The 23,878-nt window shown below is 62.3% G+C and carries 17 protein-coding genes; 16 read left to right on the top strand and 1 reads right to left on the bottom strand.

Annotated features, from left to right (window positions below):
- The first annotated feature begins 47 nt into the window (after positions 1 to 47).
- The 15 genes from KGA89_RS30475 to KGA89_RS30405 all read left to right on the top strand — a co-directional run bounded on the left by KGA89_RS30475 (position 48) and on the right by KGA89_RS30405 (position 22,380).
- The gene (locus KGA89_RS30475; RefSeq protein WP_013693435.1) at positions 48 to 494 is read left to right on the top strand and encodes a DUF411 domain-containing protein; all 447 of its coding nucleotides are present in this window, start codon (positions 48 to 50) and stop codon (positions 492 to 494) included.
- On the top strand, positions 494 to 928 hold the full coding sequence (locus KGA89_RS30470) for a YqaA family protein (protein WP_003202147.1): 435 nt from the start codon (positions 494 to 496) through the stop codon (positions 926 to 928). Before KGA89_RS30475 ends, KGA89_RS30470 begins: the two co-directional genes overlap by 1 nt.
- Positions 929 to 1,013: 85 nt before the next feature.
- On the top strand, positions 1,014 to 2,045 hold the full coding sequence (locus KGA89_RS30465) for an alpha/beta fold hydrolase (protein ID WP_027911539.1): 1,032 nt from the start codon (positions 1,014 to 1,016) through the stop codon (positions 2,043 to 2,045).
- Positions 2,046 to 2,056: 11 nt separating this feature from the next.
- Positions 2,057 to 3,019 (top strand): D-2-hydroxyacid dehydrogenase family protein, encoded by a 963-nt coding sequence (locus KGA89_RS30460; protein WP_013693437.1) that lies wholly within the window; start codon positions 2,057 to 2,059, stop codon positions 3,017 to 3,019.
- Between the two features lie 633 nt (positions 3,020 to 3,652).
- A complete protein-coding gene (gene glgA, locus KGA89_RS30455) occupies positions 3,653 to 5,224 on the top strand; it encodes a glycogen synthase GlgA (protein WP_003202154.1) in 1,572 nt (523 codons plus the stop codon).
- Positions 5,225 to 5,231: 7 nt separating this feature from the next.
- Positions 5,232 to 7,034: a malto-oligosyltrehalose trehalohydrolase gene (gene treZ, locus KGA89_RS30450; protein WP_223473301.1), complete on the top strand. Its 1,803-nt coding sequence runs from the start codon at positions 5,232 to 5,234 to the stop codon at positions 7,032 to 7,034.
- Positions 7,031 to 9,109: a 4-alpha-glucanotransferase gene (malQ, locus tag KGA89_RS30445; RefSeq protein ID WP_223473300.1), complete on the top strand. Its 2,079-nt coding sequence runs from the start codon at positions 7,031 to 7,033 to the stop codon at positions 9,107 to 9,109. Before treZ ends, malQ begins: the two co-directional genes overlap by 4 nt.
- Positions 9,106 to 11,892, top strand: a complete 2,787-nt coding sequence (locus KGA89_RS30440) for a malto-oligosyltrehalose synthase (protein WP_223473299.1) — start codon at positions 9,106 to 9,108, stop codon at positions 11,890 to 11,892. The genes malQ and KGA89_RS30440 overlap by 4 nt, the downstream gene beginning before the upstream one ends.
- A 20-nt stretch (positions 11,893 to 11,912) precedes the next feature.
- Complete coding sequence (locus KGA89_RS30435; RefSeq protein WP_013693441.1) at positions 11,913 to 12,236, top strand: DUF2934 domain-containing protein; 324 nt, start codon at positions 11,913 to 11,915, stop codon at positions 12,234 to 12,236.
- A gap of 243 nt (positions 12,237 to 12,479) precedes the next feature.
- A complete protein-coding gene (gene glgX / locus KGA89_RS30430; RefSeq protein WP_003202162.1) occupies positions 12,480 to 14,639 on the top strand; it encodes a glycogen debranching protein GlgX in 2,160 nt (719 codons plus the stop codon).
- A 252-nt stretch (positions 14,640 to 14,891) separates the two neighbouring features.
- Entirely contained in the window at positions 14,892 to 15,656 is a 765-nt protein-coding gene (locus KGA89_RS30425; RefSeq protein WP_003202164.1) for a PIG-L deacetylase family protein, read from the top strand.
- Positions 15,657 to 15,893: 237 nt separating this feature from the next.
- The gene (locus KGA89_RS30420; protein ID WP_263292988.1) at positions 15,894 to 16,658 is read left to right on the top strand and encodes an endonuclease/exonuclease/phosphatase family protein; all 765 of its coding nucleotides are present in this window, start codon (positions 15,894 to 15,896) and stop codon (positions 16,656 to 16,658) included.
- A gap of 179 nt (positions 16,659 to 16,837) precedes the next feature.
- Positions 16,838 to 19,261: an autotransporter outer membrane beta-barrel domain-containing protein gene (locus KGA89_RS30415; protein WP_223473297.1), complete on the top strand. Its 2,424-nt coding sequence runs from the start codon at positions 16,838 to 16,840 to the stop codon at positions 19,259 to 19,261.
- A 294-nt stretch (positions 19,262 to 19,555) separates the two neighbouring features.
- On the top strand, positions 19,556 to 20,470 hold the full coding sequence (locus KGA89_RS30410; protein WP_223473296.1) for an autotransporter outer membrane beta-barrel domain-containing protein: 915 nt from the start codon (positions 19,556 to 19,558) through the stop codon (positions 20,468 to 20,470).
- Positions 20,471 to 20,754: 284 nt separating this feature from the next.
- Positions 20,755 to 22,380 (top strand): NADP-dependent glyceraldehyde-3-phosphate dehydrogenase, encoded by a 1,626-nt coding sequence (locus KGA89_RS30405; protein WP_223473295.1) that lies wholly within the window; start codon positions 20,755 to 20,757, stop codon positions 22,378 to 22,380.
- Between the two features lie 19 nt (positions 22,381 to 22,399).
- Here the strand turns inward: KGA89_RS30405 and KGA89_RS30400 are convergent, their stop codons facing one another.
- Positions 22,400 to 23,293 (bottom strand): DMT family transporter, encoded by an 894-nt coding sequence (locus tag KGA89_RS30400; RefSeq protein WP_003202174.1) that lies wholly within the window; start codon positions 23,291 to 23,293, stop codon positions 22,400 to 22,402.
- Positions 23,294 to 23,426: 133 nt separating this feature from the next.
- On the opposite strand from KGA89_RS30400, the gene KGA89_RS30395 reads away from it, so the two are divergent.
- Positions 23,427 to 23,864: an Lrp/AsnC family transcriptional regulator gene (locus tag KGA89_RS30395; RefSeq protein ID WP_003202176.1), complete on the top strand. Its 438-nt coding sequence runs from the start codon at positions 23,427 to 23,429 to the stop codon at positions 23,862 to 23,864.
- Positions 23,865 to 23,878: the final 14 nt, after the last annotated feature.

Below are 23,878 nucleotides of genomic sequence, written 5' to 3'. Positions count from 1 at the left end.
CTACTCTGTTATCCTCCCTCCAAACCGTTCGATACGAGACCACCGCCATGGCCCATCCCCTGCACCTGCTCGCCTTGAGCGCCCTGTTCATGACCACCCTGGCCCAGGCGGCCGAATCGGTCACCATTGATGTACACCGCGATGCCAATTGCGGCTGTTGCAAAAAGTGGATCTCGCATCTACAAGCAAACGGCTTCAAGGTCAACGACCATGTCGAGGCCGACATGAGTTCGGTCAAGCAACGCCTGGGCGTGGCGCCGAACCTGCGTTCCTGTCACACCGCCGAGATCAACGGCAAATTCGTCGAAGGCCATGTCCCGGCCGACCAGGTGCTGGCGCTGAGCAAGCGCGATGACCTGCTCGGTGTCGCCGCGCCGGGCATGCCCATGGGCTCGCCCGGCATGGAAATGGACGGCATGAGCGATGCCTACCAGGTCATCGGCTTGAAGAAAGACGGGACCCAAACCGTAGTGGCGGATTACCCGGCGCACTGATGGGCGAAGCCTATATCGGCTTGTTCCTGGCGGCTTTCGGCGCGGCGACCCTGTTACCATTGCAATCGGAGGCCGTGTTGGTTGGCTTGTTGCTCAGCGAGCGCCATCTGGTCTGGCTGTTGCTGGCGGTTGCCACGCTCGGCAATGTCCTCGGCTCGCTGGTGAACTGGTGGCTGGGCTCGCGGCTGGAGCACTTCAAGGATCGGCGCTGGTTTCCGGTCAGCCCGGCCCACCTGGACAAGGCTCGCGTGCATTACCAACGCTTCGGTCACTGGTCGCTGCTGCTCAGCTGGCTGCCGATCATCGGTGATCCGTTGACCCTGGTGGCCGGAGTGATGGGCGAACCGTGGCGGCGTTTCCTGTTGCTCGTAAGCCTTGCCAAGGGTTTGCGCTATGGCGTTCTCGCCCTGGCGACCCTGGGCTGGATGGACTGAACGTTCTGGCTGTTGGGTTGCCTGTGGTTAATGTCGCCATAATCGGGCCGCGCCAGGATCGGCGGCGGCCACAAGGAGATTGACCATGCCCCGCACCACCGCGCGCTGGTTGCCCAGCCTGTTCCTCACCGCCGCCCTGCCCCTGTTCGCCCAGGCCGCCAACCCGCCCGAAGGCCCGGCCTACGGAGCGCAGTTGGAGGGTTTCGAATACCCCTACACCCTCAAGCACTTCGCCTTCCAGTCCCAGGGCCAGTCGTTGCAGATGGGTTATATGGATGTGCCAGCCCAAGGCAAGGTCAATGGCCGCACGGTGGTGCTGATGCACGGCAAGAATTTCTGCGCCGCCACCTGGGGCGATTCGATCAAGGTGCTCAGCGAAGCCGGATACCGGGTCATCGCGGCGGATCAGGTCGGCTTCTGCACATCGAGCAAACCCGAGCATTACCAGTACAGCTTCCAGCAACTGGCGAGCAACACCCAGGCCTTGCTCAAGGCCCTCGGCGTACAGAAAGCCGTCCTCCTCGGCCATTCCACCGGCGGAATGCTCGCCACCCGCTACGCCTTGCAGTTTGCCGACGAGGTCGAACGCCTGGCCATGGTCAACCCCATCGGCCTGGAAGACTGGAAAGCCTTGGGCGTACCCTATCGCACCGTGGACCAATGGTACGCGCGGGAGCTGAAAGTCAACGCCGAGGGTATCCGCAACTATGAGCGCACGACCTATTACGCAGGCCGCTGGAAACCTGAGTTCGAGCGCTGGGTAGACATGCTCGCCGGCTTGAACAAGGGCCCCGGTCATACGCAAGTGGCGTGGAACTCGGCGCTGATCTACGACATGATCTTCACCCAGCCGGTCTATTACGAGTTCAAGGACCTGACGGTACCCACCCTGCTGCTGATCGGCACCTCGGACACCACCGCCATCGGCAGCGACATCGCGCCGCCGGCGGTCAAGGCCACGCTGGGTCATTACGAGGTATTGGGCAAGCAGGCCGCCCGGCTGATTCCCCGCTCGACCCTGGTGGAGTTCCCCAATCTGGGGCATGCCCCGCAGATGGAAGAGCCGGATCGGTTCCACAAGGCCCTGTTGAGCTGGCTGGACAAACCCATTCCCTGACGAGGTGTTCCATGGCGGTGCAAATAGCAGTCATAGACGATTGGCAAGATGTGGCACGTGGCGTGGTGGACTGGTCGGTGCTGGACAGCGTCGGCCAGGTGACGTTTCTCCATGACTATCCCGCTGACCGCGACACCCTCGCCGAGCGCTTGCAGCGCTTCGAGGTGATCTGCGTGATGCGTGAACGCACGTTGTTCGACGAAGGCCTACTGCGTCGCCTGCCCAATCTCAAGCTGTTGCTCACTGGCGGCATGCGCAATGCCGCCCTGGACCTGAAGGCTGCCGCCGAGCTGGGCATCCAGGTGTGCGGCACCGACAGCTACAAGCATGCCACGCCCGAACTGACCTGGGCACTGATCATGGCCCTGACCCGCAACCTGGTGCAGGAAGCCAACGCCCTGCGCGCCGGCCTGTGGCAGCAAGGCTTGGGCGGCGACCTGCACGGCAAGACGCTGGCGATCCTCGGCCTGGGCAGCATCGGTACGCGGGTGGCGCAGTTCGGCCAGGTGTTTGGCATGCGGGTCATCGCCTGGAGCCAGAACCTCAGCGCCGAGCGCGCCGCCGAAGTGGGCGTGACCTACGTGAGCAAACAGGCATTGTTCGAGCAGGCCGACATTCTGTCGATTCACCTGGTACTCGGCGAACGCACCCGCGGCCTGGTGGATGCCCAGGCCCTGGACTGGATGAAACCCGAGGCACTGCTGGTCAACACCTCCCGCGGGCCGATCGTCGATGAAACCGCCCTGATCGACGCGCTGCAACACAAGCGCCTGGCCGGCGCCGCCCTGGACGTATTCGCCCAGGAACCTTTGCCCGCCACCCATCCGTTCCGAACCCTGGATAACGTACTGGCCACACCACATGTGGGCTACGTCAGCCGGCAGAATTACCAGCGGTTCTATTCGCTGATGATCGAAGACCTGCTGGCCTGGGCGGCGGGCCAGCCGATTCGGTTGCTGACGCCGGCAGCCTGAACCTAAAGCATCAACACATCTTCCCTTGTGGGAGCGAGCTTGCTCGCGATAGCGGCGGATCAGTTGCAAGGTTTGTGACTGGCACACCGCTATCGCGAGCAAGCTCGCTCCCACAGGAGACATTGTGTTTTATTGGCCATCAAAACGCCTCCACTCCACCCGCCCTCCAATGGTGCATCACGCCATTCCATCGCGCACGCCGATGAAACAACGCCGTTCCCTTACACCCTTTTGGTTTCAGAGAACTGCACTTCGTCGGTGCGTATCCCCCTTTGTCATGTAAGAGATTGCCGACAAAAACCGTGATTGTCGGACAATGCGACGAACCGAGCCGCACCGCTCTACGTTCTGACCTAGACTGCCTAACCGGGGGGAAAACCAACCGGTCATCCAGACGAAAAAAAGTCGAAACTTTTCGCAACGGCGACAGGTCAGGTTAGAGGTAGGGCAACCGCGACTGGTGCAGTCCTTGCACTAGTCATTGCAACAGCTCCTTCAGCTGATTCGCTTCGCCGCATTGGGTAGCCGTTCGGTTTCCTTGCGTTGCGCTTGTGCGCCTGGCCGCAGGATTTGGCCAATGAAACAACAGCTCTGGCGCTTGCCGGAAACAGATCGAGAAAATGGGAGATATTTATGATCAGTGCTGCCTTGGAACCACAACAAGTCCGTTCTCAACTACCGCCCGCGGCCGAATCGCCAACGGCACCGGTGCTGGCCACCGGCGGCAAGGCACTGCTCCCCGTCGTTCGACAGAATCCCAACCGCAAGAAAGTATTGTTCGTCACCTCGGAAATCGCCGACCTGGTAAAGACCGGCGGCCTGGGCGATGTCTCCTCCGCACTGCCTCGGGCCATGGCCGGGCTGCATGATGTCCGGGTGCTGATCCCCGGTTATCCGCAAGTGATGAACAGCGGCAATCCGATCCACATCATCGGCGAACTGGGCGGCCACGCAGCGCTGCCGCCCTGCAAGATCGGGCGCATGGACATGGCCGACGGCCTGGTGATCTACGTCCTGATCTGCCCAGAACTCTTTGCCCGCGAAGGCTCCCCCTACGGTGCCAACAACGGTCGCGACTGGCCCGACAACCACATTCGCTTCGCCCGCCTGGGCCTGGCCGCGGCCGACATCGCCGCCAACCTTGCGCAGATCCACTGGTGCCCGGACCTGGTCCATGCCCACGACTGGCCAGCCGGGTTGGCACCGGCCTATATGCACTGGCGCGGGCAACGCACCCCGACCCTGTTTACCATTCACAACCTGGCGTACCAGGGCGTCGTCAGCCTGGCCTCCTGCCCGGAGCTGGGCATCCCCGAACACGCCCTGCAACAGGAAGGCATGGAGTTCTACGGCAAACTGTCGTTTCTCAAAGCCGGGATGGCTTACTCCAGCCATATCACCACCGTCAGTGCCACCTACGCCCAGGAGATCACCACCCCGGCGTTTGGTTGCGGGCTCGACGGTTTCCTCGCGGCCAAGACCCAGCAAGGCTTGCTCAGCGGCATCCCCAACGGCATCGATGAAAGCTGGGATGCAGCCACCGACACGCACCTGTTCCGTCAGTTCGCCATGGGCGACTGGGAAGGCAAGGCGGTCAACGCGTCCCATGTGCGTGAGCTGTTTGGTCTCGACGACTCCACTGGCCCGCTGTTCGCCGTGGTTTCGCGCCTGGTCTACCAGAAAGGCCTGGACCTGACCGAAGCGGTCGCCGAGTTCATCGTCGAGTCTGGCGGCCAGATCGCCATCATCGGCCGTGGCGAACCGGAGGAAGAACAGGCCATGCGTGAACTGGCACTGCGCTTCCCCGGACGCATCGGTGTGCGTATCGGCTTCAACGAAACCGACGCGCGGCGGATGTTCGCCGGCAGCGACTTCCTGCTGATGCCGTCGCGCTACGAGCCCTGCGGCTTGAGCCAGATGTACGCCCAGCGCTTCGGCTCGCTGCCGGTGGCGCGCAATACCGGAGGGTTGGCGGACACCATCGAAGATGGCATCACCGGCTTCCTGTTCGATGAGTCCACCGTGGAAAGCTACAAACAGGCCTTGAGCCGGGCCTTCAAGGTCTTCGAGTTCCCCGACCTGCTCAACGCCATGCGCTGCCGGGCCATGTCGGCGCCGTTCAACTGGTGCAAGGCCGTGGAACCCTATGCCGAACTCTACGAACAGCTGGTGGCTAAGTCACTGGGAAAATCGGCCAGACAATGAGGTAACAATGACGTCAAGGACGCCTGAGACATGGACCCACGGGGCGGTCATGCTGGATGACGAGCACACCCGCTTCGCCCTCTGGGCCCCGGATGCATTTTTTGTCAGTGTCGAGCTCGACACTGGAGATTCAATACCGCTACTGCCCCAAGCCGACGGCTGGTTCATGATCCAGACCCGTTGCCCCGCCGGCACCCGCTACCGCTACAACATCGATGGCGAGCTGGAGGTGCCGGACCCGGCCTCTCGCGCCCAGGCCGGCGACATCGACCGCCACAGCGTGGTGGTCGACCCGCATGCCTACCCATGGCGACACACCCAATGGTCCGGTCGCCCCTGGCACGAAGCCGTAATCTACGAGTTGCACGTGGGTGCCCTGGGTGGTTTCGACGGCGTCGAACTACATCTGGCACACCTGGCCGGATTGGGTATCACCGCCATCGAGCTGATGCCATTGGCGCAGTTTCCCGGTGATCGCAACTGGGGCTACGATGGCGTCCTGCCCTACGCCCCCCAGGCTTCCTACGGGACGCCCGAACAGCTCAAGCATCTGATCGACAGTGCCCACGGTCATGGGCTCTGCGTCATCCTCGATGTGGTCTACAACCACTTCGGCCCCGATGGCAACTACCTGCACCGCTATGCCAAGGGCTTCTTCCGTGAAGACAAGCACACGCCCTGGGGCGCGGCGATTGATTTCCGGCGCCGCGAAGTGCGGGACTTCTTCATCGACAATGCGCTCATGTGGCTGCTGGAGTACCGTTTCGACGGCCTGCGCCTGGACGCGGTACACGCCATTGAGGACCCGGACTTTCTCCAGGAACTGGCGACCAGGGTGCGCGAGCAGGTGGACCCGATCCGGCATGTCTGGCTGACCGTGGAAAACGAACACAACCAGGCCCACCTGCTGGAGCACGGCTACGACGCCCAGTGGAACGACGACGGGCACAATGCCTTGCACGTGCTGCTGACCGGTGAGACCGACGCCTACTACGCCGACTATGCCGAGCAGCCGACCGAACAACTGGCCCGTTGCCTGAGCCAGGGTTTCGTCTTCCAGGGCCATCTCAATCGCCATGGCGAAGCCCGGGGCGAGCCCAGCGGCCATCTGCCGCCGAGCGCGTTCGTGCTGTTCCTGCAGAACCATGACCAGATCGGCAACCGTGCCCTGGGCGAACGCCTGCATCAGCTCGCCGCGCCCCAGGCCCTGCAAGCAGCGACAGTCTTGTTGCTGTTATCACCGATGATCCCGCTGCTGTTCATGGGCGATGAGGTGGCGGCCGAACAACCGTTCCTGTTCTTTACCAGCCACCACGGCGAGCTGGCAGAGCTGGTGCGCGAAGGCCGACGCAACGAGTTCAAGGCCTTCAGTGCCTTTGCCGATCCGCAGAAGCGCGAACGAATTCCCGACCCCAACGCCGCCAGCACCTTCGAGGCTTCACGCCCAAGCCTGGAATCGCAAGGTCCGGAGCAGCAGGCCAACGAGGCGCTGTATCGGCAACTGCTGAAAATCCGCCGTGAAGAGATCGTCCCGCGCCTGCCCGGTGCCCAGGCCCTGGGCACCGATGTGCTGGGCCATGGCGCCATCAGCGCACGCTGGCGGTTGGGCGATGGCAGCGTGTTGCGCATCGATTTCAACCTCAGCGATCAGCCCGTCGAACACAACGCCCCGGAAGAGGCACGCATTCTTTTCGAACATCCGCAGCAGGTCATGGGTCTGTTGCAACAGGGCGTCCTTGCGCCCTACAGCGCGCTGGTCAGTCTGACGCAGGCGACAACCTTGCCCAACATCACTGGAGAGCGCCTATGAGCGACGCGCAACTGGAAATCCTCGCCAGCCGAGCGGGCCTGGCGGTGGATTGGATCGATGCCAATGGCCGGGCCCAGAAAGTCTCGCCGGCCGTCTTGCGTTCGGTCCTCACCGGCCTGGGCCATCCGGCCGGCAGCGCCCAGGAGATCGACGCCAGCCTGCTGCAGTTGCAGGAAGCTCAACAGAACCATCAATTGCCACCGCTGATCACCGCCGACGTCGGGGTCAGCCTGGACTTGAGCCGCTACTTCGAGGCCGGGACACCCTGCGAAATCAAACTCGAAGATGGCGCGACACTGAACCTGAACCTCGATGCCGATGCCAAGCTGCCGGGGATGGTCCCGGTGGGTTATCAGCACATCAGCATCCAGGACCAGCATTTCACCCTGGCCGTCGCGCCGGCCCGTTGCTACAGCGTGGCCGATGCGGTGGACGACCCGACGCCACGGGCCTGGGGACTGAGCGCGCAACTGTATGCCCTGCGCCGTCCCGGTGACGGTGGCTTCGGTGACACCCAGGCTTTGGAGGAGCTGGCGCGGGTGGCCGGCGAGCGCGGCGCCGAGGCCGTTGCCATCAGCCCGATGCACGCGATGTTCAGCAGCGACACCGGGCGCTACAGCCCCTACTCACCGTCGAGCCGACTGTTTTTCAACAGCCTGTACGCCGCGCCGGGCACCATCCTCGGTGAACGCGCGCTGCGCACCGCCATCGACGCCACCGGCCTGACCAATCAACTGCGCACCCTGGAGGAGCAACCGCTGATCGACTGGCCGGTCGCCGCCCAGGCCAAGCAGAAAATCCTGCGTGCCCTGTACGACGGCTTCAGCCAGGGTGAGCATCCGCTGCATGAAGACTTCAGCAGTTTCCGCCACACCAGCGGCGAAGCCCTGGAAAATCATTGCCGCTTCGAGGCCTTGCAGGCCGAACGCGCCGCCCGGGGAGAAAGCCTCGACTGGCGCCACTGGCCGGAAGAATGGCGTGACCCGCGCAGCCCCGCCCTGGCCCATTTCGCCGAGGAAAATGCCGATGAGATCGGCTTCTACGCTTTTTGCCAATGGTTGATCGCCCGCTGCCTGGAGCGCGCCCAGAGCGCAGCCAGATCCAGCGGCATGGGCATCGGTCTGATCGCCGACCTGGCGGTGGGTGCCGATGGCGGTGGCAGCCAGGCCTGGAGCCGGCAGGACGAACTGCTCGCCTCGCTGACCGTGGGCGCCCCGCCGGACATTCTCAACCGCTCCGGCCAAGGCTGGGGGATCTCGGCATTTTCCCCGGAAGGCCTGGTGCGCAACGGCTTTCGCGCCTTCATTGAAATGCTGCGGGCCAACTTCGCCCACGCCGGTGGCTTGCGCATCGACCATGTCATGGGCTTGCAACGGCTCTGGGTGATCCCTAACGACGCCCCACCTTGCGATGGCGCCTACCTGTATTACCCGGTAGACGACCTGCTGCGCCTATTGGCGCTCGAATCCCATCGGCACCAGGCCATCGTGCTCGGCGAAGACCTCGGTACCGTGCCCGACGGCCTGCGGGACAAACTCATTGCCCGCTCGATCCTGGGCATGCGCGTGCTGTTGTTCGAACAGGACAACACCCACTTCAAGCCCATTCTCGACTGGCCGGACAATGCCCTGGCCACCACCAGCACCCATGACTTGCCGACGCTCAATGGCTGGTGGCACGGTCACGACATCGACTGGAACGCCCGGCTGGACCTGATCGATTCCCATACCGAAATGGACTGGCGCAAACACCGCGAGCGCGAACGCGAAGGCCTGCGCCACGTGCTGAACCAGGACCCGCAGAACTTTCGCGAAGAACACCGCGAGACCGACCAGGTGCTCGACGCCAGCGTGCGCTTTCTCGGTCACACCCGCGCACCGCTGGTGTTGTTGCCGCTCGAAGACGCCCTGGGCATCGAGGAACAGGCCAACCTGCCGGGCACCATCGACACCCACCCCAATTGGCGCCGCCGCCTGGCCGGGCAAAGCCAGGCGTTGCTGGATCACCCGGACGCTGCCCGGCGTCTGGAAATACTCGCCTGTGCGAGACTTCAGGCGAACGAGCGTGACCGATGAAACAGACGTTGATCCAACCCCTGCGGGCAACATTGCGCCTGCAGTTTCATAAAGGCTTCACCCTGGACGATGCCATCCCCCAGGTGCCGTACTTCGCCTCGCTGGGCATCAGCCACATTTATGCCTCGCCGCTGCTCAAGGCCCGGGCCGGGTCCATGCACGGCTACGATGTCGTCGACCCCACCCTGGTCAACCCCGAACTGGGCGGCGAAGTCGCGCTCAAGCGCCTGGTCGCGACCTTGCGCGAGCATCGGATGGGCTTGATCCTCGACATCGTGTCCAATCACATGGCCGTCGGCGGCAATGACAACCCCTGGTGGCTGGACTTGCTGGAATGGGGGCGCCTGAGCCCCTACGGTGAGTTCTTCGACATCCAGTGGCACTCCCCCGACCCACTGATGGAAGGCCAATTGCTGCTGCCGTTCCTCGGCAGCGACTACGGCGTGGCGTTGCAGGAAGGCACCTTGCAACTGCACTTCGATGCCAGCCAAGGCAGCTTCTACGTCGAGCACTACGAACACCGCTTCCCGATTTGCCCGATGCACTACGGCGAACTGCTCAAACCCACCGAAACCTTGCCTGCCGAGCAAACCGAATCGCTCAAGACCCTGGCCGAGCGCTTTACCACGCTGAATTACCAGACCGATGCCCATACCCTCGCCCGCCCGCTGCAGAAAGAGTTGCAGGACCTGGCAGCACAAGCGGACATCCTCACCGCCATCCAGAACAACCTGGCTGGCTACGACTCTACCCAACCCGAAGGCTTCGAACGCCTGCATCAATTACTCGAGCGCCAGAGTTACCGCCTCGCCAGCTGGCGCACGGCGGCGGACGACATCAACTGGCGGCGCTTTTTCGATGTCAACGAACTGGGTGGGCTGCGGGTCGAGCGTCCGGCGGTCTTCGAGGCGACCCATGCCAAGATTTTCCAATTGATCGGCGAAGGCCTGGTGGACGGTTTGCGGATCGATCACATCGACGGCCTTGCCGACCCTCGCGGTTACTGCCGCAAATTGCGCAGACGCGTCGATTCACTGTCGCCGACCCGACACCTGCCGATTTTCGTCGAGAAGATCCTTGGTGATGGCGAGACCTTGCGGCGGGACTGGAACATCGACGGCAGCACCGGTTACGAATTCATGAACCAGGTCTCGCTGCTCCAGCATGACCCGGCCGGTGCCGCCCCCCTCGCCGAATTCTGGAGCCGGCACAGCGAGCGGCCAGCGCACTTCATCGAAGAAGCCCGCCTGGCCCGCCAGCAGATTCTCAACGGATCCCTGGCCGGAGACTTCGAAAGCGTCGCCCAGGCCCTGCTGCAAGTGGCCCGGGACGACGTGATGACCCGCGACCTGACCCTGGGCGCGATTCGGCGAGCCTTGCAGGAACTGATCGTGCATTTCCCGGTGTATCGCACCTACATCACGCCCCTGGGGCGCTCGGCCGAAGACGAGGTGTTTTTCAACCAGGCCCTGGAAGGCGCCCGGCAAACCCTCAGCGAAGCCGACTGGCCGGTGCTCGACTGCCTGGCCGGCTGGCTCGGTGGGATGCCCTGGCGGCAACGTCCGTGCGGCAACCAGCGTAAACGCCTGCGCCATGCCTGCGTGCGCTTCCAGCAACTGACCTCGCCGGCCGCCGCCAAAGCGGTGGAGGACACCGCGCTCTATCGCTCGGCGGTGCTGTTGTCACGCAATGACGTGGGCTATGACACCGAGCGCTTCAGCGCCCCGCCTCAGGTGTTCCACCACGCCTGCCTCGAGCGGCTCGAGCATTTTCCCGACAACCTGATCACCACCGCCACCCACGACCACAAGCGCGGCGAAGACACCCGCGCCAGGCTGGCGGTGCTCAGCGAACGCGCCGATTGGTACATTGCCTGCGTGGAGCAATGGCGCATCCTCTCGCCTTCGCTGCACAGTGACCCGGCGGCGCCCTCGGCCGGTGATGAACTGATTCTGTACCAGGCACTGCTCGGCAGCTGGCCGCTGGACCTCGACCTCCAGGACCACAAGGCCCTGGCCGAGTACAACGAGCGCTTGTGGCAATGGCAACGCAAGGCCCTGCGCGAAGCCAAGCTGCAAAGCAGCTGGGCGGCGGTCAACGACGCCTATGAGCAAGCCACCCAGATGTTCCTCGAACGGCTACTGCTGGGAGATGAGGGGTTGCCCTTGCGCAGCGCCATCGCCGAGGCGGTCCAGGCCATCGCTCCGGCGGGCGCCCTCAACAGTCTGGCGCAAACTTTGCTGCGCATGACCGTACCCGGCGTACCGGACCTGTACCAAGGCAACGAGTTGTGGGATTTCAGCCTGGTGGACCCGGATAACCGTCGTCCGGTGGATTTCCAGGCACGCCGCGAGGCGTTAGGTGCCGACAGCACGCCAGCCGCGCTGATACGCGATTGGCGTGACGGCCGAGTCAAACAGGCATTGATCGCCAGGACACTGGCCGTGCGAGCCGAGTATCCGCAGCTATGGCGCCAGGGACGCTACCAGCCGCTGGAAGTGCTCGGCGAGCAAGCCGAGCGAGTATTGGCCTTCATGCGCGAAGACTCGCAACAACGGGCGATCATTGTTGTACCTGTCCATGCGGCGCCGTTGCTGGAAAACAGTGCCATGCCGCTGGTGGCTGCGTCGGATTGGGGCGATACCCGTGTGTCGTTACCGTTCGCCGCCAAGGATGAAAAACTGAAGGGACTTTTTTCAAGCGCAACAGTCACACCCCAAGGGGAGCTGCTGATCAGCACCGCGCTGGGGAATTTCCCGGTCAATGTCTTTATCCAACCTTGAGTTGAATCAGGAGCACTGCGATGAGTACCGACGATAAACGCATTCGCGAATTCGCCTATCAGATCTGGGAGTCCGAGGGTAAGCCCGCCGGGCAGGAGAACCGCCACTGGGAGATGGCGCGCAAACTGGCCGAAGCCGAAGCGCTGGCGCCCAGCAAGCCACCCAAGGCGGCGAGCAAATCAGCGGCCAGCAAAACCGATGGCGCCAAGCCCGCTGCCGCCAAGAGCACCACGGCCAAGACAGCGGCAAAAACCACCACGCCCAAGGCCAAGCCTGCGGCCAAAGCGGCTGCGACCACCGCAGACAAGAAGCCGCGGGCCACACGCAAGCCGCCGGCGGTTTGATTCATCCTATCGGTCTCCTCGTCAGGTGGGAGCAACGCCTGCTCGCGAAACAGGTGCCTCGATTTCGGCAGGCGCGCATCGCTTCCTCGCGGGCAAGCCTTGCTCCCACAGAGAAGCAACTTTGTCCCACATAGCGGGGCGGTGCGACGTTTCGCTAAATCCCCTCGCCACAAGTGAAGGGTGGAGCCACCCACCCCAAATGAACCGCATCGCTGAATCTGTCTGTCTTTTGCAGGAGCAACTATGACCCGTCCAAAAAAAAACACGCCGCCGCCCGTGATCGAGGCTTCGCGGATTCGTGAAGGGCTGCCTTTTCCACTGGGTGCAACCTGGGATGGCCTCGGGGTCAATTTCGCGCTGTTTTCAGCCAATGCCACCAAGGTCGAACTGTGCATCTTCGATGATGCCGGCGAAGTCGAACTCGAACGCATCGAGCTGCCGGAGTACACCGACGAGATTTACCACGGCTATCTGCCGGATGCCCACCCGGGCTTGATCTATGGCTACCGGGTCTACGGTGCATACGACCCGGCGAACGGCCACCGTTTCAACCCGAACAAGCTGCTGATCGACCCGTATGCCAAGCAACTGGTCGGCCAGTTGAAGTGGTCCGAAGCCCTCTTTGGCTACACCATTGGCCATCCCGATGGCGACCTCAGTTTCGATGAGCGCGACAGCGCCCCGTTCGTCCCCAAGTGCAAGGTCATCGATCCTGCGCACACCTGGGGTCACGACCATCGCGTCAGCGTCCCCTGGGACAAGACCATCCTGTATGAGACCCATGTGCGCGGCCTCACCATGCGTCACCCTTCGGTGCCCGAGAACCTGCGCGGTACGTTCGCCGGGCTGATGGTCGACGATGTGCTGGAGCATATCCGCAAGCTGGGTGTCTCGTCGGTGGAACTGCTGCCCATCCATGCCTTCGTCAATGACCAGCACTTGCTGCACAAAGGCATGACCAACTACTGGGGTTACAACAGCATCGCCTTCTTTGCCCCGGACCCACGCTACCTGGCCAGCGGCAAGATCGCCGAGTTCAAGGAGATGGTCGCCCACCTGCACGAGGCCAACCTGGAAGTCATCCTCGACGTGGTCTACAACCACACCGCCGAAGGCAACGAACAGGGCCCCACCCTGTCCATGCGCGGCATCGATAACGCCTCGTACTACCGGCTGATGCCCGACGACAAACGCTATTACATCAACGATTCCGGCACCGGTAATACCCTGGACCTGAGCCATCCTTGCGTGCTGCAAATGGTCACCGACTCCCTGCGCTATTGGGCCACGGAGATGCACGTCGACGGCTTCCGCTTCGACCTGGCGACCATTCTGGGCCGTTACCATGACGGCTTCGACGAGCGCCACAGCTTCCTCGTGGCCTGTCGCCAGGACCCGGTGCTGCGCCAGGTAAAAATGATCGCCGAGCCCTGGGATTGCGGCCCCGGGGGCTACCAGGTGGGACGTTTCCCGCCGGGCTGGGTCGAGTGGAACGACAAATTCCGCGACACGGTGCGGGCCTTCTGGAAGGGCGACGACGGCCAGCTTGCCGATTTCGCCAGCCGAATGACGGCCTCGGGCGAGATGTTCAACCAGCGTGGCCGGCGTCCGTACGCCTCGGTGAACTTCGTCACCGCCCATGACGGTTTCACCTTGCATGACCTGGTGTCGTACAACGACAAGCACAACGAGGCCAACGACGAGAACAACCAGGACGGCAGCAATAACAACCTGTCCTGGAACCATGGCGTCGAAGGGCCGACGGACGATCCAGAGATCAACGCGCTGCGTCATCGGCAGATGCGCAACTTCTTCGCCACCCTGCTGCTGGCCCAAGGCACGCCGATGATCGTCGCCGGCGACGAATTCGCCCGTACCCAGCACGGCAATAACAACGCCTATTGCCAGGACAGCGAGATCGGTTGGGTCAATTGGGACCTGAGCGAGGATGGCGCGGCGCTGCTCAAGTTCGTCAAGCGCCTGATCAAGTTGCGCCTGACCTATCCGATCCTGCGGCGCGGGCGGTTCCTGGTGGGTAACTACAACGAGGACATTGGCGTCAAGGACGTCACCTGGCTGGCCCCGGACGGCAGCGAAATGACCATTGAGCAATGGCAGGACAGCCATGGTCGCTGCCTCGGCATGCTGATGGACGGCCGCGCACAGGAGACCGGCATTCGACGCAAGGCCGGCGATGCGACGCTGCTGCTGGTGGTCAACGCCCACCATGACATCGTCAACTTCCGCTTGCCGGAAGTCCCCGAGGGCAGCTTCTGGACCTGCATGGTCGACACCAACCAGCCGACCGTTCGTGGACAAGAGCGCTTCGATTTCGATTCCGAATATTCCGTCACCGGGCGCTCGCTGCTGCTGTTCGAGCTGCAACGCGAAGAAGAGGAATGAAGTACCGTTTGTAAACAGCCAGAGAGACCGCAAGGACGCGGTTTTTTTCGATGTACACAGCCCAGTTTGAAGAAAAAAATGCAGTTCAGACACACATCTCGCAAGACGAATCGACCGACATGGTCAATACTTCACATGCGGTAGTCTCCAGGATTCGGAGCGCTGTGAATCGCAGCCATACCCACGCGGGCGTCATCGGACAGTAGGCCCGGTAGATGGCTGGAAGGTTGAACACACACAAGGACGTCTCTCATGAAGCCCGCCTCTCGCTTGCCCGGCCGACAGCATCCGCAAATCTGGAACAGTGCTGCGCAACTGGCCGATATCCCGATCATCAGTACCCAGACGCTCATTCCAGCCGGCGCCCGCGCCGTCGTCCTCTCCCCGCATCCGGGCGATGAGATCGGCGCCTGTGGCGGATTGCTGCAGTTGCTGAACAACCTGGATCAACCCATGTTGCTGATCTCGGTCTCCGATGGAGCCTTGGTCCACCCCGGTTCACCGTTGTGGACCGATGAGCGCCTGCGTACACACCGCCCTCACCCGCAGGAAAGCGTGGACGCCCTGCATCGCCTGGGCATAGCCGCCCATGGCCTGCAATGGGTGCGCGGCGGCTTCCCGGAAAAGGCCCTGGCCGAACACGAGGCCGAACTCACCGACTTTATTGCGCGTCACCTGCGCCCCGGTGACGTGGTGTTCAGCACCTGGCGCCAGGATGGTGACAGCGACCACGAGACCGTCGGGCGCGCCGGTGCCCTGGCCGCCGACAGGATCGGGGTGGCGTTCAACGAACTGCCGGTATGGGCCTGGCACTGGCCGGTCCGCGAGCAAAATAAAATCCCCTGGCACCGGGCCCGCAAACTGCGCCTGGATGTCTGGACTACCGCCCGCAAGCGTCACGCCATGCATGCTTACGTCAGCCAACTCAACGGCGAACCGGCGAGCGGCATCGCCCCGCTGGTGCCCAGGGTCATCCTGGATCGGATGGGCATGCCGTATGAGATTGTCTTCATCTGAACACGTGCCTGTGATGGCGGTGGTTCAGATACACCGCTATCGCGAGCAAGCTCGCTCCCACAGGAGATGTTGCATACCCCCGCAAATCCAATGTGGGAGCGAGCTTGCTCGCGAAAGCGATCGGCAAGGACATGAAAAATCCGGAACTGCCGACCCCTCGGGTCAGTCGCATGAACAGGTACGTCTGATTCAGGAGCGAACGTGACTCAAGATCCCGATTGGCGGCCCGTCGAACCAATGCCATCGGAACTGCCAGCGGCGGTTCATCGGCTGCGGATCCTGACGGTCAATACCCATAAGGGTTTCACCGCCCTCAACCGTCGCTTCATCCTGCCCGAATTGCGCGAAGCGGTGCGCAGTACCGGTGCCGACCTGGTGTTCCTGCAAGAGGTACTCGGCGAACATGACCGCCACGCATCACGCTACGACAACTGGCCCCAGACCTCCCAATACGAATTCCTCGCCGACAGCATGTGGAGCGACTTCGCCTACGGCCGCAATGCGGTCTATCCCGATGGCCACCATGGCAACGCCTTGCTCTCCAAATACCCGATCCGCCAGTTCCGCAATCTCGATGTGTCCATCACCGGCCCGGAGCGGCGCGGGTTATTGCACTGTGTGCTGGATGTGCCCGGGCACGCCGCTGTCCATGCGATCTGCGTGCACCTGAGTCTTCTGGAAAGCCATCGCCAATTACAGCTCAAACTGCTCTGCCAACTGCTCGATTCGCTGCCCGAGGATGCCCCGGTGATCATCGCCGGCGACTTCAACGACTGGCAACTGCGTGGCAACCTCGCCCTCGCCCGTCGTGGCTATCTGCATGAAGCCTTCGAGCACCACCACGGTCGCCCCGCCAGGACCTATCCGGCCCGCTTCCCACTGTTGCGCCTGGACCGTATTTACCTGCGCAACGCCAGCAGCCACGCCCCGCAAATCCTGGGCAACAAACCCTGGACGCACCTGAGCGACCACCTGCCGCTTTCGGTGGAAGTGCATTTGTAGGGCGGGTCTTTTCTGTTCGTTCTGCGCACGGACCTGTAAGCTCTGACAGTAGCGACGCTGGCTTTTCATTGCTAGGGTGCCATCCCATACAGCGAGCGTTGCCAGGCCCTGTGTGCCATCTGTCGTGCAACCGATGCTGAAACCGGCATTTGCGAAATGCCGATGCAGAGGGATAGCACATGATTCGGCACGATAAAGGATTCAATCGGCTGTTCAACGCTGTGTGGATATCAGCCCCCTTCCTGTTACCCGTCCCGGCCGCCATGGCCGCTTGTACGCTGACGCCAACCGCAGGCGATGACGCTTATGTCTGCGACAGCGGCACCAGCCCCGGGCTGACGGACCTTTCGGGTAACAACAGCTTGACAATGCCCGCCAACGGCAGTGGTCTCATTAGCGGCGACGTCACATTCGGTACCGGCGTCGACCGCATCGTGATCAATGCCAACGGCGTGATTGACGGTGATGTCGAGCAAGGCTCGGCAGCCGACGATTTCGTCATGAATGGCGGCCGGATCTTGTCCCTGGCCCAGGGGGACGGCCTCGATACGTTCCTGATGACCGACGGGACCATCGTCGACGCGTTCGAAGATGGCGACATTGCGAAGATGACCGGCGGCACTATCGGCCGGGTCGACATGAAACTCGATGACAACGTCTTCGATATGTCCGGTGGAAATATCATCGGCAACCTGGTGACCGGTTTCGGCCAGGACACCATCATCCTCTCCGCAGGCCGCATCGGCGGCAATGTCAGTGTCAGCGGCGGCAATGACAGCATCACCGTCAGCGGTGGTGAAATTCTCGGCGAGGTCCGGGTCAGCGCGGGCGATGACCAGTTTCGGTGGAGCGGCGGACTCATTCATTCGGCCGTCCTGATGGGCGACGGTAGCGACACTGCGTTATTGAGCAACCTCGATGAAACCCTCCTCGCCACTACACCCAGCGTGGACGGTGGATTGGGCCAGGACGCGTTGACGTTCAGTGGCAGCACCTCCAGCACCGGCGCTCGCTACCTCAACTGGGAAACAGTCAACCTCACCCAAGGCTCGCGACTGGACCTTGACGACACCCTGACCTTGGGTGACAGCGCCACCGCCACCGGGACGCTCAACATAGACTCCGGCAGCACGCTAACGTCGACCCAAGGCGTCATTGCCCCTTTTACTGCCGGTCAGTTGACGACGCTCAACAACGCTGGCGTGGTGGACCTCGCACAGGGCAACACCCGCACCAACGACACCCTCACTGTCCAGGGCAACTACGTTGGCAACAACGGCCAGTTGCACCTGCAAACGGTACTCGGCGCCGACGACTCCCCCAGTGACAAGCTGGTGGTCAATGGCGGGACACTCACAGGCAGTACCGCCATTACGGTCACGAACCTGGGCGGCACGGGCGCACAGACGGCTCAGGATGGCATCGAAGTGGTCCAGGCCCAGGGCGGCGCGATCAGTGATAGCGGCGCCTTTTCGCTGGCACAATCGGTCTCGGCCGGGGCATTCGATTATCGCTTGTTCAAGGGCGGCGTAACCGGCAATGAAAACAACTGGTACCTGCGTTCCACTGTGGTCGCCGGACCGATAGCGGCGCCCAGCCCGACGTTGCCCGTGCTGCCGGCTGCAATACCCGGCGCGGCGCCCATCCCTCTGTACCGGCCGGAAGTGCCGACCTGGTCGGTATTGCCCCCGGCGGCGGCACAACTGACCCTGATGGCCCTGGGCACGTTCCATGACCGCCAGGGCGACCAGCGCCTGCTCACGGAAAACGGTGCGTTCGGCGCAGGTTGGGGCCGGGTCTATGGCAAGGACCTGGATCAAACCTGGGCCGGCACGGTTACGCCGCGGTTCGACGGGTCGATCAAGGGTTTCCAGGTGGGCAATGACCTGTACAGCTCGCCGCTGTCCAGTGGACAGACCCAATGCATCGGTTTCTTCGTCGGCCATACCGAATTGAACGGCGACGTTGATGGTTTCAACCTGGGTTTCAAAAGCCGACGCGCCGGCAAGATAGAACTCGACGGCGACAGCTACGGGCTCTACTGGTCGCTCACCGATCCCTCTGGCGGCTACGTCGACGCCGTGGTGATGGGCACGCGACTGGACGGCGACAACCGCTCCGAACGCGGGCTGAAAATTGACAATCGCGGGCACGCCCTGACCCTGTCGGCGGAAGCCGGTTACCCCTTCGCGGTGGTCACCGACTGGGTCCTGGAACCCCAGGTGCAGATCATCCACCAGAAGGTCTCCCTGGACACGCAAGACGACGGGGTCTCAAAGGTAGAGTTCGACTCCGACAGTGCCTGGACCGGTCGCCTCGGCGCTCGCCTAAAGGGCCGCTACCAGGTCAGCGGCATGCCCGTGGAGCCATACCTGCGCGCCAACCTCTGGCACACGTTTTCCGGTACCGATACGGTGACGTTCGACGACACTGAACGGGTCAAGACCCAACAACGCGCGTCCACCGGCGACCTGGGTGTCGGCGTCATCGTGAGCCTGGCGCCAACGGTCAGCGTATACGCCGGAGCGGACTACAGCACCAACCTCGACAGCAGCCAGCAACGCAGTGTGGCGGGCAATCTCGGTGTACGGATCAGTTGGTAGCCAGCCTCTGCGACGATGATTTGACGCCCAAACGCAGCCCTTAATAAGCATTTTAAATCAGTGTCTTATTACCTCTGATTTCATCCTGCCATTCATCGTTCATTTTCTTGACGCGGCGCCATCGGTCTTCTTGACTACACCGTACTACCCCCGGAAATACAGTCAGGGGCAGGCCTCTGGAACCCGCCAAGACGGGCCGCCAGAGGCTTGCCTCAATCCATTCGGTCGCCCCTCATTCGGGGTAGGAGAGACGCCAAAAAGCGAGAAATGCATGCGATTGCAAGGCAGACCCCCATGAAAACTTCCCTCCGTCCGCAAGAGATCTCCATCACCTTCCACACCCTTTCTACTTCGTTGTTGCTGCTTTCCTCCATGGAGGTACAGGCCTGGCCTGACGAAGAAACAACACAGCCCTGGTATGGCCGAGCCCAGTCCAGCAACCGCAATACCGCAACCATCGGCAGCGACCCCGCCTCCGACAAGAGCTCTGCCCTGTTCACATTGCGAAACGACAGCGGTCATACCCAGCGCATGGGCCTGATCAGCGGGCAAAACCAGATCATTTCAACGGGCAGTGGCCTGCTGGTGACGCCCGCGATGGCCGAACCGGGCAAAGACGCCCTGAACCTGAAAGGCTCGAGTCTCGGCGCCTATTGGAGCCTGACCAGCCCCGCAGGCTGGCACGTGGACCTGAGCGCCAGCGGCGGCCGGGTCAATGGCTACAGCCGCACCGAACAAGGCCAGCGCCAGGCCACCGAAGGCAATGCGGTGACGCTGTCCGTCGAAGGGGGCTTTGCGATTGGCATCGGGACCCACTGGGTCGTCGAACCCCAGGCCCAACTGATCAACCAACGCATCACCCTCGACACACCGAATGCCGAGAGCGGCACCGGCAATGAACTGAGCAGCTGGAGCGGCCGCGTCGGTGCGCGACTCAAAGGCAATTACCGAGTCAACAGCCTCGGCATGGAGCCCTATGTGCGAACCAACTTGTGGCACACCGTCCAGAGCGCCGATACCTTGTCCCTGGATAAGGTCGACAAGATCAGCAGCAGCCGAAAAACCTCCACCGTCGAAGTCGGCCTGGGCCTGGTGGCACAGGTCACGCCGACGGTAAGCCTGTATGTCAGCGCCGACTTCAGCAGTGACGTCGACGACAACGACCTCAACGGTATCATTACCAGCATGGGGGTGCGGATGCGCTGGTAATGCCAATTCTGTAATCGATAGCCCCGCGTGCAGGAACTGTGTAGGGGCTGTCGAGTGCAACGAGGCTGCGATCTTTCCCCAGACATTTGAGTCCCAAGCGAAAGATCGAAAGATCGAAAGATCGAAAGATCGAAAGATCGCAGCCTTCGGCAGCTCCTACATAAACACGGCGCAAGCAATCTGCCGCCACTTAAAAAACACCTCCATTAAGGCGTATAACGCTAAGAGCGATTCATACCTGCAAGCCGTCTGCCCCTGGCTCATTTCATTGATGGAGTAACGACATGACCACCGACCCCTTCCTCGCTAACCTTTTTCCCAGCGCCGCCGAAATCCCGGAGGCCTATCGCCTCGAAGGCCGGATCGAACAGCGCGAATACCTGGTCGACGGCGTCCTGGAAACCTGGCAAGGGCCGCTGGCTGTCGTCCGCAGCCCCGTTTACGTGACGGGTGAGCTGGGCGATGAGCAAGTGATTCTCGGCAGCACACCGCTGCTGGACGCCGAAACCGCCCTCACCGCTCTGGACGCTGCCGTGCGGGCTTACGATCGCGGCCAGGGCCAGTGGCCCACGATGCGCGTCGCCGAGCGCATCCGCCACGTGGAAACCTTCCTGGCACGCATGCGCGAGCAACGCGAGGCCGTGGTCAAGTTGCTGATGTGGGAAATCGGCAAGAACCTCAAGGACTCCCAGAAGGAATTCGACCGCACCTGCGACTACATCGTCGACACCATCAACGCCCTCAAGGAGCTGGACCGGCGCTCCAGCCGTTTCGAGCTGGAACAGGACACCCTCGGGCAGATCCGACGCGTGCCCTTGGGCGTGGCCTTGTGCATGGGCCCCTACAACTATCCGCTGAACGAAACCTTCACCACGCTGATCCCGGCCTTGATCATGGGCAACACCGTGGTGTTCAAACCGGCCAAGCTCGGCGTCCTGCTGGTGCGGCCGTTGCTCGAAGCCTTCCGCGACAGCTTCCCGGCAGGCGTGATCAACGTAATCTACGGCAGCGGCCGGGAAACTGTCAGCGCGCTGATGGCCAGCGGCAAGATCGACATCTTCGCCTTTATCGGCACCAACAAGGCGGCTAGTGACCTGAAGAAGCTTCACCCGCGGCCACACCGCTTGCGTGCCGCCCTGGGGCTGGATGCGAAGAACCCTGGCCTGGTGCTGCCAGACGTCGACCTGGACAACGCAGTCAACGAGGCACTGACCGGCTCGCTGTCATTCAACGGCCAGCGCTGCACGGCGCTGAAAATCCTGTTTGTCCATGAAGATGTGGCGCCGGCGTTCATCGAGAAGTTCAACGCCAGGCTCGCCACCCTGAAACCCGGCATGCCCTGGGAGGACGGTGTGGCGCTGACGCCGTTGCCCGAAGCGAGCAAAGTCGATTACTTGCATTCGCTGGTCGCCGATGCGCTGGCCAAGGGTGCAGAAGTGAAGAATGCCCACGGCGGCGAATCGCGAAGCTCGTTTTTCTACCCGGCGGTGCTGTACCCGGTGAACACGGCGATGCGGGTCTACCATGAGGAACAGTTCGGCCCGGTCGTGCCCATCGTGCCGTACCGCGACCTCAATACCGTAATCGACTACGTGCTGGAGTCCGACTTCGGCCAGCAGCTCAGCATTTTCGGCACCAACCCGGCACAAGTCGGCAAGCTGGTGGACACCTTCGCCAACCAGGTCGGACGCATCAACATCAACGCCCAGTGCCAACGGGGCCCGGACACGTTCCCGTTCAATGGCCGGAAGAATTCGGCCGAGGGCACCTTGTCGGTCCACGATGCGCTGCGCACCTTTTCCATCCGCACGCTGGTGGCAACCAAGTTCCAGGACAACAACAAGGCGTTGATCAGCGACATTATCCGTGAGCGGGATTCCAACTTCCTGACCACTGACTACATCTTCTGATCCACGCCCGAACGGTGGGCTACGACAGGGCTGGGCGCCGCGACTTGATGCCCCAGCCCTGTTGCATGCCGGCAGCCGCCAGCAGGATCGCAGCCACGCCCAACCATTGCAGCGGCTCCAGGCGATGGCCGAAGGCGAACCAGTCGACGAAGATCGCTGCGATCGGATAGATGAACGACAGCGCACCGGTCAATGCAGTCGGCAAACGTTGTATGGCGCTGTACAGCAACACGTACATCACGCCGGTGTGCACCACGCCCAGGATCAACAGACTGACCCAGGCCTGGGGGTGTTGCGGCAATGCCGAGAAGTTCGCCCAGGGCGCCAGCAGCAACACGCCGGTGCTGACCTGGATCAGCGCGATCAGATGAGGTGGCGTGCCGGTCAGGCGCTTGATGATCAACGCCGCGATGGCGTACAGCAATGCGGCCCCCAGCGCCAAGGCAATGCCCAGCAGATAGTCGCCGCCACCCTGCCCTTGCTCACCATGGGCACTGACGATGGCCAGCATCCCGAGAAACGACACCGCCAGCCAGAACAGTTTCTGCGCGGTGATTTTTTCCCCCAGGAACAACGCCGCCAACCCCACCAACATGAACGGCTGGACGTTGTACACCGCCGTGCCGATGGCGATCGAGGCACGGGAATAGGAGGCAAACAGCAATACCCAGTTGCCGACGATCGCTACGCCGCTGAGGACCGCCAGCAGGAACGTGGTACGGGTGAGGATGCCGGGGCGCAAAAAGCCGAAACCGGCGCAGATCAGCAGCAAGGTCACGGCGCCGAACACGCAGCGCCAGAACACCACATCCAGCACCGGCAGGCCGGAAACCAGCACGAACCAACCAATGGTTCCGGAGATCAGCATGGCGGCAGTCATTTCCAGCGAACCGCGGCGTAAGGTCTTGTCCATCTTCAGGCTCCTTCAGCAAGTGGGCACAGTATGCCGAGCCGACGGGGGGCTTCTCCATGGTTTGAAAAAGGCTAAACTTCGATTTGACCTTTTTTATCAAGGCAACTTCACACATTCGCCTAATGGAGTTGAAATGACTGACGATATTGACCAGATCCTCATCAGTGCCCTGATGGAAGATTCCCGACGCTCCCTCAAGGCCTTGGCAAACCTCAGTGGCCTGTCCTCCCCCAGTGTCGCCGAGCGCCTTCGCCGGCTCGAAGAACGTGGTGTGCTCAGGGGCTACACCGTTGAGGTGGACCCCAAGTGCTTCGGCTATCAACTCCAGGCCATCGTGCGTATCCGCCCGCTGCCGGGGCAGTTGCAGGAAGTGGAGCGGCAGATCCAGGCCATCGCCGAATTCACCGAATGCGACAAGGTAACCGGCGACGACTGCTTCATCGCCCGCCTGCACGTGCGCTCGATGGAACAGCTGGATACCTTGCTGGACAAACTCAATGTCCACGCCGAGACCAATACGGCCATCGTCAAGAAAACACCCGTCAAGCGACGGTTGCCGCCGATGGCGTAAGAACGCTCCCACAG

Source organism: Pseudomonas sp. A-RE-22, from assembly GCF_019956035.1.
Classification (GTDB): domain Bacteria; phylum Pseudomonadota; class Gammaproteobacteria; order Pseudomonadales; family Pseudomonadaceae; genus Aquipseudomonas; species Aquipseudomonas brassicacearum.
The sequence above is the reverse complement of the archived record's forward strand: the minus strand, read 5'-3'. Positions and strand labels throughout refer to the sequence as shown.

Excerpts from the sequence above, each read along its gene's own strand:
- KGA89_RS30465 (WP_027911539.1), top strand. The coding sequence starts at position 1,014 with ATGCCCCGCACCACCGCGCGCTGGTTGCCCAGCCTGTTCCTCACCGCC.
- KGA89_RS30440 (WP_223473299.1), top strand. The coding sequence starts at position 9,106 with ATGAAACAGACGTTGATCCAACCCCTGCGGGCAACATTGCGCCTGCAG.
- glgA (WP_003202154.1), top strand. The coding sequence starts at position 3,653 with ATGATCAGTGCTGCCTTGGAACCACAACAAGTCCGTTCTCAACTACCG.
- KGA89_RS30460 (WP_013693437.1), top strand. The coding sequence starts at position 2,057 with ATGGCGGTGCAAATAGCAGTCATAGACGATTGGCAAGATGTGGCACGT.
- KGA89_RS30475 (WP_013693435.1), top strand. The coding sequence starts at position 48 with ATGGCCCATCCCCTGCACCTGCTCGCCTTGAGCGCCCTGTTCATGACC.
- KGA89_RS30395 (WP_003202176.1), top strand. The coding sequence starts at position 23,427 with ATGACTGACGATATTGACCAGATCCTCATCAGTGCCCTGATGGAAGAT.
- glgX (WP_003202162.1), top strand. The coding sequence starts at position 12,480 with ATGACCCGTCCAAAAAAAAACACGCCGCCGCCCGTGATCGAGGCTTCG.
- KGA89_RS30400 (WP_003202174.1), bottom strand. The coding sequence starts at position 23,293 with ATGGACAAGACCTTACGCCGCGGTTCGCTGGAAATGACTGCCGCCATG.
- treZ (WP_223473301.1), top strand. The coding sequence starts at position 5,232 with ATGACGTCAAGGACGCCTGAGACATGGACCCACGGGGCGGTCATGCTG.
- KGA89_RS30425 (WP_003202164.1), top strand. The coding sequence starts at position 14,892 with ATGAAGCCCGCCTCTCGCTTGCCCGGCCGACAGCATCCGCAAATCTGG.
- malQ (WP_223473300.1), top strand. The coding sequence starts at position 7,031 with ATGAGCGACGCGCAACTGGAAATCCTCGCCAGCCGAGCGGGCCTGGCG.
- KGA89_RS30415 (WP_223473297.1), top strand. The coding sequence starts at position 16,838 with ATGATTCGGCACGATAAAGGATTCAATCGGCTGTTCAACGCTGTGTGG.
- KGA89_RS30405 (WP_223473295.1), top strand. The coding sequence starts at position 20,755 with ATGACCACCGACCCCTTCCTCGCTAACCTTTTTCCCAGCGCCGCCGAA.
- KGA89_RS30410 (WP_223473296.1), top strand. The coding sequence starts at position 19,556 with ATGAAAACTTCCCTCCGTCCGCAAGAGATCTCCATCACCTTCCACACC.
- KGA89_RS30435 (WP_013693441.1), top strand. The coding sequence starts at position 11,913 with ATGAGTACCGACGATAAACGCATTCGCGAATTCGCCTATCAGATCTGG.
- KGA89_RS30470 (WP_003202147.1), top strand. The coding sequence starts at position 494 with ATGGGCGAAGCCTATATCGGCTTGTTCCTGGCGGCTTTCGGCGCGGCG.
- KGA89_RS30420 (WP_263292988.1), top strand. The coding sequence starts at position 15,894 with ATGCCATCGGAACTGCCAGCGGCGGTTCATCGGCTGCGGATCCTGACG.